The sequence below is a fragment of the Micromonospora sp. ALFpr18c genome (assembly GCF_008868155.1).
GTDB lineage: Bacteria > Actinomycetota > Actinomycetes > Mycobacteriales > Micromonosporaceae > Micromonospora.
Genome location: NZ_WBKR01000064.1, coordinates 14,547 through 28,600 on the forward strand (window position 1 = coordinate 14,547; position 14,054 = coordinate 28,600).

Consider the following 14,054-nt stretch of genomic DNA (forward strand, 5'->3'; position numbering starts at 1 on the left):
CGGTAGGCATGGCTGGTCGGGTGGTGGGTAGCCCCTCGGGTGGCCGACTGGCATGAGGTGTTCGTCCCGGACACCCCGCTATTGGAGATCGTGGTCCGGGGCAGCGTCATGTACCTCGCGCTGTTCACCCTCCTGCGGGTCATCCTCAAGCGGGAGAGCGGCACCACCGGCGTCACCGACCTGCTGGTCATCGTGCTGCTCGCGGACGCCGCCCAGAACGGCATGTCCGGCGGCTACACCTCGGTCACCGACGGGGTGCTGTTGGTCGGGGTGATCATCGGTTGGTCGTACCTGCTGAACGCCGTCGCCTACCGCTGGCAGGCCGCCGCGCGGCTGATCCGACCCGGGTCGCTGGTGCTGGTGCGGGACGGGCGGGTCATGCGGGCCAACATGCGCCGGGAGCTGATCACCAACGAGGAGCTGCACACCCTGCTGCGCGAGCAGGGCGTCGTCGACCTCTCCCAGGTCCGCGAGGTGCGGATGGAGGCCGACGGCCGGTTCAGCGTGACCACCCGTACACCCGGTCGGCCCCGCAACGACCTCGACGCCCCGGGCGGCCTCGGCTGACGACCGGCCCGGGACAGGTCCCGCGGCCTCAGCCGACCGGCAGGGTGCGGTCCAGCAGATCGAACAGGGCGGCCCAGTGGCGTTCGGTGGCCTGCTCGTCGTACGCCGGGGTGTCGGACATGGTGTAGCCGTGGTGCGCTCCCGCGTACACCTCGGAGCGGTACCGCACGCCGGCGGCGTCGAGTGCCTTCTCCAGCGTGGCGATCTGCTCGGGCGTCATCGACTGGTCGGCGTCGGCGTGGCCGAAGTACACCTCGCCGATGATCGAGCCGACGCCCAGGTGAGGGCTGTCCGGCGCGTCGGTGACAATCCGCCCGCCGTGGAAACTCGCCGCCGCGGCGATCCGGTCCGGGTGCGCCTCGATGGCCCGCAGCGCGTTCGTGCCGCCCATGCAGTAGCCGGTGATCGCCACCGGGCCCGACCGGACGTCGTCGCGGGCGGCCAGGAACTCGAGGTACGCGGCGGTGTCCCGGCTGATGACGTCGGCGGTCAACGCGCCGATCAGCGGCATGATCTTCTCGAAGATCGCGCCCCGCTGGTCGGCCTCGGCGAGTCGGGACAGGTCGAACAGGGGCGCCCGGCCGGCCCGGTAGAACAGGTGCGGCGTCAGCACCAGGTAGCCCCGGGCGGCGATCCGCTCCGCCATCTCCACCAGGCGCGGGCGTGGCCCGAAGGCGTCCATGAAGAGCAGCACGGCCGGGAACGGGCCGTCCCCGTCCGGTCTGGTCAGGCAGGCGTCCGCCACGCCGTCGCTGGTCGGGATGTCCACCGTCGTCGTCTGCACCGGGCCTCCTCGTACGCCGATCTTGGTCCGTCCGGAACGTTACTCGCCACGCCGGCGGGCCCGACAACGGTCCGCCAGACCGGGACCGCCGATCCCTGGACAAGGCCACCCTGGGCAACGGTCGGCGGCCGGCCCAGTGTTGTCCGCGACCGATGAGGGACATCGTTGACCGGGGAGTTGCCATGCTCGACCTGACCGTTCCGGACCTGACTGGAAAGCTCGCCGTGGTGACCGGCGGCAGCGACGGGCTGGGCCTCGGCCTGGCCACGCGGCTGGCGCGGGCCGGTGCCGAGGTGGTGCTGCCGGTCCGCAATCCGGCCAAGGGCACCGCCGCGCTGCAGACCGTCCGGGCCGCCGCGCCGGACGCCGTCGTGTCGACCCGGCAGTTGGACCTCGCGTCGAAGCTGGCCACCCTGCACTTCGGGCTGGAACTCGACCGGCGCAGTCGGGCCGGCGGCTGGGGCATCCTCGTGCACTCGGTGGACGCCGGGCTGCTGCCCGCCCTCTACGCGGCCACCAGCCCGCAGGCCCGGGGCGGCCGGTTCTACGGCCCGGACGGCCTGGGGCAGTTCACCGGCAGACCGACCGAGCTGGCCGTCTACCGTTCGGCGCGCGACACCGACGACGCCGCCCGCCTCTGGAGGGTCTCCGAGCGGTTGGTGGGCGTCGAGTTCTGAGCCCGGCGTGAACGGCGCGTCAAGAATGGGCGGTGGCCCGTCGAAACGGCGTATCGACGGGCGCTCCGCCGCCGTTCGGTGGCGACGATGGGTCCATGAGTCCTTGGCGGATGACACGCTGGGAACGCGGGAACCCGCCACCCGGCGCCGACACAGACAGCAGCCCTGACGAGCCCGTCACGAGGGCGGGCGGGCCGGAACGCCGGCATGAGGCGCTGGTCAGCGTCCGGCTCGGGCCGTCCGCGCCCGGCAGCCACCTGGTGGAGTACCTGCGCCACGAGCCGTGCGCCGTCGACGCCTGGTGGATCGCCGCCGACGTCGACGCGATGGTGCGGCTCTCCGCCGACAGCATGACCGTGCTGCACCGCGCCGTGGCCGACCTGCGCCGGCGCGCCGGCGTGGAGGTGGTGGTGGCGCACCACATCCTCCGCGCCCTCGACCTGACCCCACCGGTCGACGTACGGGAGGACGCCCCGGCATGGGCGGTGTCCGCCGCATGAGCCGCCCCACCGCTGCCCGCCGGGTCATCTTGGGCGTCGACCGGTCGTTCGCCGGGATGCAGGCGTTGCGCCGCGCCGTGCAGTTGGCCCGCCGCGACGGCGCGCAGGTGGACGCCGTCCGCGCGTGGGTCTTCGCGCCGACCTGGCGGCCCGGCACGCTGACCTGGCACTGGCAGGACGAGTGCGACCGCGCCGCCCTGGCCTATCTGCGCGGCGTCTTCGACGCGGCGCTGGGTGGGATGCCCGGCGACGTGGCCGTGCGACTGGTGGCGGCCCAGGGGTACGCCGGGCAGGTGCTGGTCGACCACGCGGACCGCGAGTCCGACCTGCTCGTCGTCGGCAGCCCCGAGCGAGGCCGCTTCGGCCGTTCGCGGGGGCACGTGACCCGGTACTGCGTGAAACGTGCCGTCGTACCGGTCATCGCGGTGCCGGCCCCGTCCTGGGCGCGGGCCGCGACGATCCGCCGCTTCTCTCGCGACCTCGAACGATTCAGTCATTGACCCCCTCGGGATCGACACGTTTGGAAAGGACCACATCAACCATGGACGAGGGCCCGAGAATCTACGCCGTTCCGGTGCGTGACCTGCCGGGACGGATGGTGCGGACGGTGCGGACCGGACGCTCACCGCAGGGTCAGCGGGTGGGCATCGCGTTCACCCGCGCGGATCTGCTGGTCGCCGCGATGGGCGCGGAACAGCCGTGGGAGGAGCTGTGCGAGTCGGCCCTGCGCGGCATGCTCCGTCCGCTCGGCATCGACGTGATCCAGGTCGACCCGCTGCTGGTCGCACCGCCTCTGCACCCGGTCGACCCGGCACCCCGTCCCGGTCAGGCGCGGACGAAGCGCACCGCGTCGGCGATCACGTGGCCGTCGGTGTCCTCGGTGCGGATCAGCACGCTCCCGTCGGTGCCCGCCGTGAACGGGTAGGTGCCCAACGGCACCCACTGGCCGCCGGACTGCCGCTGGTCGACGATCCGGGTGGTCACCCCGCCGGAGTACGCGATGTCCACCGGCACGTTGGTCGCCCGGTTCGGGTCGGCGGTCCAGCGCAGGTGCACGGTCCACGAGCCGGAGGTGGGCAGCGTGGGGCGGAAGCGCAACCGGTTGACGCCCTTGGCGGTGTTGCCGTCGTGCTCGTAGTCCGGGCCGTAGTAGCCGCCGATGCTGGTGCTGCGCAGCCACGTTCCGGCCCGGGTGATCCCGCTGGACGCCGCGTTGTCCAGGATCACCTCGCTGGTCGAACCCCACTCCAGCACCGCGCCGTCCTGCCGCAGCCGGGACTGGAGGGTGGGCACGGGCACGGCCTGCACGGCGAGGTTCCCGGTGAGTGCCAGGGACGCCGCGGTGGCCGCGGCCTGCCCGAGGATCATGAACACCGGTTCCATCCGGATCGAGCCGTACGCGATGTGGCTCGCCGAGAGGCAGACCGGCACGAGCAGATTGGCGCACTGGGCCTGGTGCGGCACGATCGAGCGGTAGCTCACCGGGTACGGCGCGGGCACGCTGATCTGCACGTCCCCCTCGTTGCGGACCTTGCCGTCGACGACCACCCGCTGACAGTTGTGCGAGTCCATCGTGTAGCTGGCCAAGCCCACCGAGTCGGTGGCCCGTACGCGGCCCCGGCAGTCGGCCTCGGTCATCACGTACGCGGAGACCATCCGGCGGGCCTCGCGGATGTAGAGCAGCGGCGGCCAGCCGCCGGTGCTGGTGAACTCGTCGACCGGCAGCCCCCACCGGGCGGTCGAGTCGCGGACCGACGCCGGCAGTCGGGGGTCGTTCGCCAGGAACCACATCAGCCCCTGCTGGTACGTGCGGTGCTCGGCGATGATGCTCTCCCGCGCGGCCCAGCTCGCCGTCGGGTACGCGTGGTTGAAGCCGATGTGGTCGGTGGACACCGCCCCGTTGTTGTTGGAGTCGGTCTTGCCGCCGCCGACGGAGTGGGTGGTGAAGTACGGCCCGGTGTAGCCGGCCTGGATGTGGCGCAGCAGCAGCTCGTATCGGATCGGGTCGTAGCCGGACGGCTTGCCGAACGGGATCCGGTTGGCCGCCTGGGTCAGGCACATCCGGAAGCAGTACGCCTGGATCCGGTCGTCGCCGCTGCCCTGCGGGGCGAGGGGGGTGGCGGAGATGCCCGGCAGCAGGCCGCTCGCGGGTGAGCCGGCCGTCACGTACGGGTCGACGGGGTAGACGAACTGGTGGGTGTTGCGCGACTGCACCCCGTTGATCGTCTCGCCGTAGGTGTCGTTGGACTCCCGCCCGACGGTGAAACCCACGCCGGCCATGGCCAGCAGGTCACCCTCGTAGGTGGCGTCGACGAACACCCCGCCGGAGTAGACCGACCCGTCCTCGGTGCGCAGTTCGGTGATCCGGTTGCCGCTACGACCGAGGCTGGCCAGCCGGGCATTGACGACCACCGGAACGCCCGCCTCGGCCAGCAGGTCGGCGAAGACCTCGGCGGCGACGTGCGGTTCGAAGGTCATCCGCAGCGGCGACGTCGCCGTGAGCGTACCGCCGTGGTACTTCACGTAAACCCGGCGGTAGAACTCGGCGGCGAGCCCGCCGATGGACGCCTGGACGCCGGTGTCGGTGGCGCCGAGGCCGGCGGTGCTCAGCCCACCGACGTGGCTGGTGGGCTCCACCACGACGGCGGTGCGGCCCAGCCGGCGCATGGTGATCGCGGCGGCCAACCCACCGGAGGTGGCACCGTAGACGACCAGGTCGGCGGTGGTGACGGCGGCGCGGGCGGGACCGGCCCGGAACGGGTCGGTGAGACCGGCCAGGACGAGGCCGGCGCCGCCGGCGGTCAGCAGCCGACGACGGGACAGGGGCACAGACACGGCGGGCTCCCGAGGGGTAACCGGAGGGGGACGGTTACAGAAGCACGCCGCTGCCGCTGCGAACGAAATTCTTCAATCTCTGGCGGCAGGTGTCAACGGGTCACGGTCGGAAGCGGTAGCCCATTCCCGGTTCGGTGATGAGGTGGCGGGGGCGGGCCGGGTCATCCTCCAGCTTGCGTCGCAGCTGGGCCAGGTACTGCCGCAGGTAGTTGGTCTCGTTCTGGTATTCCGGCCCCCACACGTCCTGCAGGAGCTGACGTTGGCTGACCAGCTTGCCGGGGTGGCGCAGCAGCTTCTCCAGCACACTCCACTGGGTGGGGGTCAGCTTGACCTCGGCGCCGTCGTCGCGCCAGACCCGGTGGTCGGCCAGGTCGACGGTGTGCTGGCCGATCCGTAGCGCGGGCACCGCGTCGCTGGGCGCGGCGAGCCGCCGGGTGACGGCGCGGATGCGGGCCAGCAGCTCCTCCACCCCGAACGGCTTCGTGACGTAGTCGTCCGCTCCGGCGTCGAGCGCGGCGACCTTGTCCTCGCTGCCGGCCCGCCCGGACAGCACGATGATCGGCACGCTGGTCCATCCGCGCAGGCCACGGATCACCTCCACGCCGTCGATGTCGGGCAGGCCGAGGTCGAGCACCACCAGGTCGGGCGGGTGACTGGCGGCGGCCTTCAACGCGGCGGCCCCGGTGCCGGCGACGTCCACGTCGTACCGGCGGGCGCGCAGGTTGATCCGCAGGGCGCGCAGGATCTGCGGTTCGTCGTCGACGACCAGGATGCGGGTCATTCCTACGGCCCCTCCGAGTTGGTCTGCGCGGCGGCGGGGAGCCGCAGCACCATGGTGAGGCCACCACCGGGTGTGGTCTCCGGGGTGATGCTGCCACCCATCGCCTCCGCCAACCCCCGGGACAGGGCGAGCCCGAGACCGACGCCGGTCTGGTTGTCCCGGTCGCCAAGGCGCTGGAACGGCAGGAAGACGTGCTCCCACTGGTCCTCCGGGATGCCCGGCCCCCGGTCGATGACCCGCAGCTCCACCTGACCGGCGTGGGCGCTGGCGGTGATGGTGGGCGGCTGGTCGGGCGGGCTGTACCGCAGCGCGTTGGCGACGATGTTGACCAGCACCCGTTCCAGCAGGCCCGGGTCCGCGGCGGCGGCCGGCAGGTCGGCCGGGATGTCCGTGCCGACGGTCGCGGCCGCCGGGCCAAGTTCGTCCAGGGCCAGGGGTACGGCGTCCTCCAGGCCGATCACGGTGGCCGAGATGCCCAGCACGCCGGCCTGCAGGCGGCTCATGTCCAGCAGGTTGGCGACCAGCCGGGCGAGCCGGTCCAGCGACTCCTCGGCGGTCTCCAGCAGCTCCTCGCGATCGGACTCGTCGAACTCGATGTCGTGGCTGCGCAGACTGGTCACGGCGGCCTTCGCCGAGGCCAGCGGCGTACGCAGGTCGTGGCTGACCGCCGCGAGCAGCGCGGTGCGCATCCGGTCGGCGGCGGCGAGGGGTCGGGCGGTGGCGGCCTCCTCGGCGAGGCGCTCCTGGCGCAGCGCGACGGCGGCCTGGGCGGCGAACGCCTCGACGATGCGCCGGTCGGCGGCCTCCAACCGCCGGCCGCTGAGTACGACGGTGATCCGCTCGTCGACGGGCACCGCCGTCTCACCGCCGTCGGGTGTGCAAGCCGGCTGATCGCCGACGCTCGCCACCACGCACCAGGCGTGCTCCTCGCGTGCCCGGTCGGGGCGACCGCCGGCCTCCTCGGCCAGCTCAAGCACGCTCACCGCGCGCAGCCCGAACGTCTCCCGGAGCTGGTCCAGCAGGGCGGGCAGCGGGCGTTCGCCGCGCAGCACGCCACCGGCCACGGCGGCGAGGGTCTGCGCGTCGGCGGCGGCGCGGGCGGCCTCCCGGGTACGCCGGGCGGCCACGTCGACGATCCAGCTGACCGCCAACGCCACCGCGACGAACACGGCCAGGGCGAGCAGGTTGTCGGCCTCGGCGATGGTCAGCGTCCGGTACGGCGGGGTGAAGAACCAGTTGAGCAGCAGCGAGCCGCCGAGCGCGGCGACCAGCGCCGGCCACACGCCACCGACCAGCGCGACACCGACGACCCCGGCGAGGAACAGCAGGATGTCGTTGGTCAACGTCAGGTCGGGCAGCGTCTTCAGCAGCAGGGTGAGCAGCGGCATGCCCAGCACCGCCAGGCCGAAGCCGAGCAGCCGGCGGCGCCGGGACAGCGCCGCCGGCACGGCCGCCGCCCGCCGTCCCTTACCGGCCTGCTTGTGGGTGACCAGGTGCACGTCGATCGAGCCGGACAGCGCGGTGGTGGTCACCCCGACACCCCGGGCGAAGATCTGCGCGAGGCGGCCCCGCCGGCTGGCGCCGAGCACCAGCTGGGTGGCGTTCACGCCCTGCGCGAAGTCCAGCAGCGCGGCCGGCACGTCGGTGCCGAGCACCTGGTGGTACGTGCCGCCCAGGCTCTCGACGAGGACCCGTTGGCGGGCCAACTGTGCCGGGTCGGCGCCGGCCAGGCCGTCGCTGCGGGCCACGTGCACGGCGAGCAGGTCGGCGCCCTTGCTGCGGGCCGCGACCCGGGCCGCGCGGCGGATCAGTGTCTCGCCCTCCGGGCCTCCGGTCAGCGCCACCACGACGCGTTCCCGGGCCTCCCAGGTGGCCGCGATGCCCTGCTGGCTGCGGTACCGGTCGAGCTGCTCGTCGACCTTGTCGGCCAGCCAGAGCAGCGCCAGCTCGCGCAGCGCGGTGAGGTTGCCGACCCGGAAGTAGTTGCCCAACGCGGCGTCGATCTTGTCGGGTCGGTAGATGTTGCCGTGCGCCATCCGCCGCCGCAGCGCCTCCGGGGTCATGTCGACAAGCTCGACCTGCTCGGCGGCGCGGACGATCTCGTCCGGCACGGTCTCCCGCTGGGTGGTGCCGGTGATCTGCGCGACGACGTCGTTGACCGACTCAAGGTGCTGCACGTTGACCGTGGACAGCACGTCGATGCCCGCGTCGAGCAGCTCCTGGACGTCCTGCCAGCGCTTGTCGTGCCGGGAGCCGGGCACGTTGGTGTGCGCCAGCTCGTCGACCACCGCGATCTCCGGCCGGCGGGCCAGCACGGCGTCCAGGTCCATCTCGGTGAACTCGGCGCCCCGGTACGTCATCGCGCGGCGGGGCACCTGCTCCAGGTCGCCGAGCATGGCCGCGGTGTGCTGCCGGCCGTGGGTCTCCACGAAGCCGATCACCACGTCGGTGCCGCGCGCGGCACGCCGCTGGGCCTCCTCCAACATGGCGTACGTCTTACCGACGCCGGGGGCGGCTCCGAGATAGATGCGCAGTTCTCCGCGTGGCACGGGAACCATCCTCCCTGGTCAGATCGGCCGGCGGGGCCGCGCCCGGTCGGCACGGCCCCGTCTGCGAGTGTGCTCAGCGTGCGGCGAACTGCTTGTCGAGGGCGAGGTTGAGCTCCAGCACGTTGACCCCGGGCTCACCCATGAAGCCGAGCCCGCGACCGTCGGTGTGCTCCTTGACGAGCTTGCGGACCGCCGCCGGGTCCGCGCCGCGCTCCCGCGCGACCCGGTTGACCTGCAGCTCGGCGTACGCCGGGCTGATCTGCGGGTCGAGACCGCTGGCGCTGGCGGTGACCGCGTCGGCGGGCACCGCCGGCTTGGCGGGCGCGTCGCCACGGATCGGGGTGATGACCCCGCCGTCGGCCACGTAGTCCTCGCCCGGCTGGGCCAGCTCCACCGCGACACCCTCGTACGAGGTCACGAACGGGGTGGCCGGGGCGGCCTGGTTGACGCTGACCACCCGGGTGACCTTGCCGGTCAGGCCGTCGGCGCGGAAGACCGCGAGCACCGCGCCCACCCCGTCGGTGGTGCAGAAGGGGCGCCGGCCGTCGACGCCGTTCAGCTCGCCGACCTCCTTGCTGCGCCCGCACACCTGGGTGAGCAGGCTCTCGCTGGACTCCTCCGGGTCGGTGGCGATGGTGTCGACCACGCTCTCCGGGCCCAGGTTGCTGGCCGAGGTGGAGGTGGGGTCGTAGCCGTCGCCGGCCGCCGACGGGCGGGACTGGAAGTAGCGGGCGACGGGGTTGCCGTCCGCGTCGGTGAAGGACTGGCCGATCAGCGCGCTGCCGATCGTCGTCCCGCCCGAGGAGATCAGCGAGCCGTCGGCCTTGTGGTTGAGGCCGGGCAGCTTGCCGACCGCCACCAGGGCCAGCGGGTAGACCAGGCCGAGCAGCACGGTGAAGACGAGCACAGCGCGCAGGGCGGCGAGGTGTTGGGCGATCCAGGTGGGTAGGCGCATCACGAAATCCCCGGGATGAACTGGATGAGCAGGTCGATGAGCTTGATCCCGATGAACGGCACGATGATGCCGCCCAGTCCGTACACCAGCAGGTTGCGGCTGAGCAGCTTCGACGCGGCGGCCGGCCGGTACCGCACGCCCCGCAGGGCGAGCGGGATCAGCGCGATGATCACCAGGGCGTTGAAGATGACCGCGGACAGGATCGCCGACTCCGGGCTGGACAGCCGCATGATGTTGAGCGCGTCCAGGCTCGGGTAGAGGCCGGCGAACATGGCCGGGATGATCGCGAAGTACTTCGCGATGTCGTTGGCGATGCTGAACGTGGTCAGCGCGCCACGGGTGATCAGCAACTGCTTGCCGATCTCCACGATCTCGATCAGCTTGGTCGGGTCGGAGTCGAGGTCGACCATGTTGCCGGCCTCCTTGGCGGCCGACGTACCGGTGTTCATCGCCACCCCGACGTCGGCCTGGGCGAGCGCCGGCGCGTCGTTGGTGCCGTCACCGGTCATCGCGACCAGCCGGCCACCCTCCTGCTCCCGCTTGATCAGCGCGAGCTTGTCCTCCGGCGTCGCCTCGGCCAGGAAGTCGTCCACCCCGGCCTCGTCGGCGATGGCCTTCGCGGTCCGCGGGTTGTCGCCGGTGATCATCACGGTTCGGATGCCCATCCGGCGCATCTCGTCGAACCGCTCCCGCATCCCGGACTTGACGACGTCCTTGAGGTGGATGACGCCCAGCGCGCGGGCGGGCTGGCCGTCGACGTGCTCGGCGACGACCAGCGGGGTGCCGCCGGTGCCGCTGATCGCGTCCACGATCTCGCCGACCTGCTCGGTCGGGTGGCCGCCGTTCTCCCGTACCCACTTCATCACCGCGGCGGCGGCACCCTTGCGGACCCGGCGGGCCGTGCCCACCGCGCCGCCGTCCACGCTGCCGTCCGGGGTGAGGTCGACGCCGCTCATCCGGGTCTGCGCGGTGAACGGCACGAAGGTGGCGTGCGGCATCACGCCGGGCTCGCGTTCCCGCAGCCCGAACTCGTTCTTCGCCAGGACGACCACCGAGCGCCCCTCCGGGGTCTCGTCGGCCAGGCTGGACAGCTGTGCGGCGTCGGCCACCGTCGCGGCGTCGACCCCCTCGACGGGTACGAACTCGGCGGCCTGCCGGTTGCCCAGCGTGATGGTGCCGGTCTTGTCGAGCAGCAGGGTGTTGACGTCGCCGGCCGCCTCGACGGCCCGGCCACTCATGGCCAGGACGTTGCGCTGGACGAGGCGGTCCATGCCGGCGATGCCGATGGCCGACAGCAGCGCGCCGATGGTGGTCGGGATCAGGCAGACCAGCAGCGAGATCAGCACGACGCCGGTGACACCGGCGCCGTTGATCGCCCCGCTGTCCGGGGCGGCGGCCTGGTACGCCTTGGAGAAGATCGCCAGCGGCTGGAGGGTGACCACGGCCAGCAGGAAAATGATCGTGAGCGCGGCGAGCAGGATGTTCAGCGCGATCTCGTTCGGTGTCTTCTGCCGGTTGGCGCCCTCGACCAGGGCGATCATCCGGTCGATGAAGCTCTCCCCCGGCTTCTGGGTGATCTTCACGATGATCCGGTCGGAGAGCACCTTCGTGCCGCCGGTGACCGCGCTGCGGTCACCGCCGGACTCCCGGATGACCGGGGCCGACTCGCCGGTGATGGCCGACTCGTCGACGCTGGCGATGCCCTCGACGATGTCGCCGTCGCCGGGGATGATGCCGCCCGCCTCGACCAGGACGACGTCGCCCTGGCGCAACTGCGGGGCGGGCACCGCCTCGTCGCGGTAGGTGTTGGCCTTCGCGCCGGGCTTCCAGTCGATCAGCCGGGTGGCGATGGTGTCCTGCTTGGCCTGCCGCAGCGTCGCGGCCTGGGCCTTGCCCCGGCCCTCGGCGACCGCCTCGGCCAGGTTGGCGAAGACCACGGTCAGCCACAGCCAGACGGTGATCGCCCAGGCGAACACCGACGGGTCGGTCACCGCCAGGACGGTGGTGAAGGCCGCGCCGACCTCCACGATCAGCATCACCGGGTTGCGCCACAGGGTGGCCGGGTTGAGCTTGCGTACGGCGTCCGGCAGGGACCGGACGAGCTGCTTGGGGTCGAGCAGGCCCCCGCCGATCCGGTTGCCCTGTGTCGCCGGGCTGCCGGGGAGCTGCTCTGTCGGGGCGGACGTGACGGACATGTCCTCGTTCCTCATGATGGTCAGAGCCCTTCTGCCAGCGGGCCGAGCGCGAGCGCGGGCAGGAAGGTCAGCGCGACGAGGACCACGGTGACGCCGACGACCATGCCGATGAACAGCGGTCGGTGGGTCGGCAGGGTGCCCTCGGACGCGGGAGTGGGTGCCTGGCGGGCCAGCGAGCCGGCCAACGCGAGCACGAAGATAATCGGCAGGAACCGGCCGAGCAGCATGCACAACCCGAGCGCGGTGTTCCACCAGGCCGTGTTGACCGTGATGCCGGCGAACGCGGAGCCGTTGTTGTTGCTGGCCGAGGTGAACGCGTACAGCACCTCGGAGAGGCCGTGCGGGCCGACGTTGAGCGCGGTCGAGTTGTTGCCGGTGGCGAACGCCGCCGCCGTACCGACCAGCACCAGGATCGGCGTGATGAGGAAGTAGAGGGAGGCGAACTTGATCTCCCGCGAGCTGATCTTCTTGCCCAGGTACTCGGGGGTGCGACCGACCATCAGGCCGGCCACGAAGACCGTGATCACCGCGAGGATGAGCAGGCCGTACAGGCCGGACCCGACACCGCCGGGCGCGACCTCGCCGAGCATCATGTTGACCATGGTCATCATGCCGCCAAGCGAGGTGAACGAGTCGTGGAACGAGTTCACCGCGCCGGTCGAGGTGAGCGTGGTGGCGGCGGCGAAGGCGGCCGAGTTCGACACGTCGAACCGCACCTCCTTGCCCTCCATCGCCGCGCCGACCGCCTGCGGCACCGTGCCGTGGCCGGCCAGCTCGAAGGCGTTGGTGATGGCGATGCTGGCGAACGCGAGGATGCCCATCACCGCGGCGATGGCGTAGCCCTGCCGGTTCTGCCCGACCATCCGGCCGAAGACCCGGGGCAGGCTGAACGGGATCAGCAGGAGCAGAAAGATCTCCAGCCAGTTCGTCCAGGTGGTGGGGTTCTCGAACGGGTGGGCGCTGTTGACGTTGTAGAAGCCGCCACCGTTGGTGCCCAGCTCCTTGATCACTTCTTGGCTGGCGACCGGCCCACCGGTGATGGTCTGCGTGCCGCCGGTCAGCGTGGACACGTCGGTGCCGGCGGACAGGTTCTGCACCACCCCACCGATCATCAGCACGATGGCGCCGAGGACCGCGATCGGCAGCAGGATGCGCAGCACGATCCGGATCAGGTCGACCCAGAAGTTGCCGAGCTGCCCGGTGCGGCTGCGGGCGAACCCGCGTACCAGCGCGACCGCCACCGCGATGCCGACCGCCGCCGAGGTGAAGTTCTGCACGGCCAGACCGGCCATCTGCACCAGGTGGCCCATCGTCGACTCACCCGAGTACCACTGCCAGTTCGTGTTCGTCACGAACGAGACGGCCGTGTTCCAGGCACCGTGGGTCATCACCGGATCCAGCCCGAGCGACAGCCACAGGTGGTTCTGCACCCGCTGGAACAGGTACAGGAACAGGATCGAGACCGCGGAGAACGCGAGCACGCTGCGGGCGTACACGCCCCAGGTCTGCTCGGCGGCCGGGTTGACCCCGACCAGACGGTAGATCCCCCGCTCGACGCGCGACTGCTTCGTACCGGAGACAGCCCGGAACATGTAGTCGCCGAACGGCTTGTAGACGGCGACGAGCGCCGCCACCAGCGTCAGCACGAAGATGACGCCCGCTGTTGTCATGGTCATCAGAAGCGCTCCGGGAACAACAGGGCGAACACCAGGAACGCGCCCAGGACGATCGCCAGCACCAGACCGACGGCGTTTACCGCGTTCACAGCTTCTCCACCGCCCGGACCACCAGGGCGAGCACTGCGAACAGCGCCACCGTGAGGACCACGAACACCACGTCAGACACGCTGACTCCTCTTACCGGAAAGGTTCGTCGCGACCGCCTTCCGGTCGCGCCGGGCAATCAAAGCCCCACCACCCGCCGGACGGCAGGGGTCATAACGCGACCATGACGGAGCCGAACCTTTTCTTGACGTGGTTTTCACACCTGCCCACTGAACAGGTGAAATACGGCACAGACCCTCGGTGGATCCGCGAGGCAATGAGCCAGTTGTCGGCCCTTTGCTCTGCTTCAACGGACGCAACAGAAACGCGTCGTCACCGTTGCGCCGGTCGAAACAGAGCAAAGGACGCGCGAGGGAGGGCCGTGCGCGACCCGGATGGTCCGGCTCCAACCGGCGGCGGCGAGGGGCGGTCTCGACACTCATCTGCC

General features: G+C 71.5%; 13 protein-coding genes. 5 read left to right on the top strand and 8 right to left on the bottom strand.

Going from position 1 to position 14,054, the window contains the following annotated elements; translation table 11 throughout:
* Window positions 1-39: 39 nt before the first annotated feature.
* A complete protein-coding gene (locus F8271_RS14065) occupies window positions 40-567 on the top strand; it encodes a DUF421 domain-containing protein (RefSeq protein WP_151490159.1) in 528 nt (175 codons plus the stop codon).
* 28 nt (window positions 568-595) lie between these two features.
* Here F8271_RS14065 and F8271_RS14070 read toward each other — a convergent pair whose 3' ends face one another.
* Complete coding sequence (locus F8271_RS14070; RefSeq protein WP_151490161.1) at window positions 596-1,351, bottom strand: dienelactone hydrolase family protein; 756 nt, start codon at window positions 1,349-1,351, stop codon at window positions 596-598.
* 182 nt (window positions 1,352-1,533) lie between these two features.
* Here F8271_RS14070 and F8271_RS14075 point away from each other — a divergent pair, with 182 nt between their 5' ends.
* From F8271_RS14075 to F8271_RS14090, 4 genes are all read left to right on the top strand, one after another.
* Window positions 1,534-2,028 carry an SDR family NAD(P)-dependent oxidoreductase gene (locus F8271_RS14075; protein ID WP_151490163.1) on the top strand — a complete coding sequence of 165 codons (495 nt, stop codon included), beginning with the start codon at window positions 1,534-1,536 and terminating at the stop codon, window positions 2,026-2,028.
* Window positions 2,029-2,123: 95 nt separating this feature from the next.
* Window positions 2,124-2,528: a hypothetical protein gene (locus tag F8271_RS14080; RefSeq protein WP_151490165.1), complete on the top strand. Its 405-nt coding sequence runs from the start codon at window positions 2,124-2,126 to the stop codon at window positions 2,526-2,528.
* A complete protein-coding gene (locus F8271_RS14085) occupies window positions 2,525-3,028 on the top strand; it encodes a universal stress protein (RefSeq protein WP_192580281.1) in 504 nt (167 codons plus the stop codon). Before F8271_RS14080 ends, F8271_RS14085 begins: the two co-directional genes overlap by 4 nt.
* Window positions 3,029-3,102: 74 nt before the next feature.
* Window positions 3,103-3,453 carry an SAV_915 family protein gene (locus F8271_RS14090; protein WP_151490180.1) on the top strand — a complete coding sequence of 117 codons (351 nt, stop codon included), beginning with the start codon at window positions 3,103-3,105 and terminating at the stop codon, window positions 3,451-3,453.
* Here F8271_RS14090 and F8271_RS14095 read toward each other — a convergent pair.
* From F8271_RS14095 to kdpF, 7 genes are all read right to left on the bottom strand, one after another.
* Window positions 3,354-5,363, bottom strand: a complete 2,010-nt coding sequence (locus tag F8271_RS14095; protein WP_151490186.1) for an FAD-dependent oxidoreductase — start codon at window positions 5,361-5,363, stop codon at window positions 3,354-3,356. The genes F8271_RS14090 and F8271_RS14095 overlap by 100 nt on opposite strands.
* Before the next feature lie 100 nt (window positions 5,364-5,463).
* Complete coding sequence (locus F8271_RS14100) at window positions 5,464-6,144, bottom strand: response regulator (protein WP_151490191.1); 681 nt, start codon at window positions 6,142-6,144, stop codon at window positions 5,464-5,466.
* Window positions 6,145-6,146: 2 nt separating this feature from the next.
* Window positions 6,147-8,693, bottom strand: a complete 2,547-nt coding sequence (locus F8271_RS14105) for a DUF4118 domain-containing protein (protein WP_151490194.1) — start codon at window positions 8,691-8,693, stop codon at window positions 6,147-6,149.
* A gap of 73 nt (window positions 8,694-8,766) precedes the next feature.
* Complete coding sequence (locus tag F8271_RS14110; RefSeq protein ID WP_151490198.1) at window positions 8,767-9,648, bottom strand: potassium-transporting ATPase subunit C; 882 nt, start codon at window positions 9,646-9,648, stop codon at window positions 8,767-8,769.
* On the bottom strand, window positions 9,648-11,843 hold the full coding sequence (gene kdpB, locus F8271_RS14115; RefSeq protein WP_151490202.1) for a potassium-transporting ATPase subunit KdpB: 2,196 nt from the start codon (window positions 11,841-11,843) through the stop codon (window positions 9,648-9,650). Before kdpB ends, F8271_RS14110 begins: the two co-directional genes overlap by 1 nt.
* A gap of 20 nt (window positions 11,844-11,863) precedes the next feature.
* Window positions 11,864-13,519: a potassium-transporting ATPase subunit KdpA gene (gene kdpA, locus F8271_RS14120; protein WP_151490210.1), complete on the bottom strand. Its 1,656-nt coding sequence runs from the start codon at window positions 13,517-13,519 to the stop codon at window positions 11,864-11,866.
* Window positions 13,519-13,608 (bottom strand): K(+)-transporting ATPase subunit F, encoded by a 90-nt coding sequence (kdpF, locus tag F8271_RS14125; protein ID WP_036390805.1) that lies wholly within the window; start codon window positions 13,606-13,608, stop codon window positions 13,519-13,521. The genes kdpA and kdpF overlap by 1 nt, the downstream gene beginning before the upstream one ends.
* Window positions 13,609-14,054: the final 446 nt, after the last annotated feature.

What these genes read in the sequence shown, in the direction of transcription:
- F8271_RS14085 (WP_192580281.1), top strand. Translation starts at nt 2,525, where the DNA reads ATGAGCCGCCCCACCGCTGCCCGCCGGGTCATCTTGGGCGTCGACCGG.
- kdpA (WP_151490210.1), bottom strand. Translation starts at nt 13,519, where the DNA reads ATGACCATGACAACAGCGGGCGTCATCTTCGTGCTGACGCTGGTGGCG.
- kdpB (WP_151490202.1), bottom strand. Translation starts at nt 11,843, where the DNA reads ATGTCCGTCACGTCCGCCCCGACAGAGCAGCTCCCCGGCAGCCCGGCG.
- F8271_RS14075 (WP_151490163.1), top strand. Translation starts at nt 1,534, where the DNA reads ATGCTCGACCTGACCGTTCCGGACCTGACTGGAAAGCTCGCCGTGGTG.
- F8271_RS14080 (WP_151490165.1), top strand. Translation starts at nt 2,124, where the DNA reads ATGAGTCCTTGGCGGATGACACGCTGGGAACGCGGGAACCCGCCACCC.
- F8271_RS14100 (WP_151490191.1), bottom strand. Translation starts at nt 6,144, where the DNA reads ATGACCCGCATCCTGGTCGTCGACGACGAACCGCAGATCCTGCGCGCC.
- F8271_RS14110 (WP_151490198.1), bottom strand. Translation starts at nt 9,648, where the DNA reads ATGCGCCTACCCACCTGGATCGCCCAACACCTCGCCGCCCTGCGCGCT.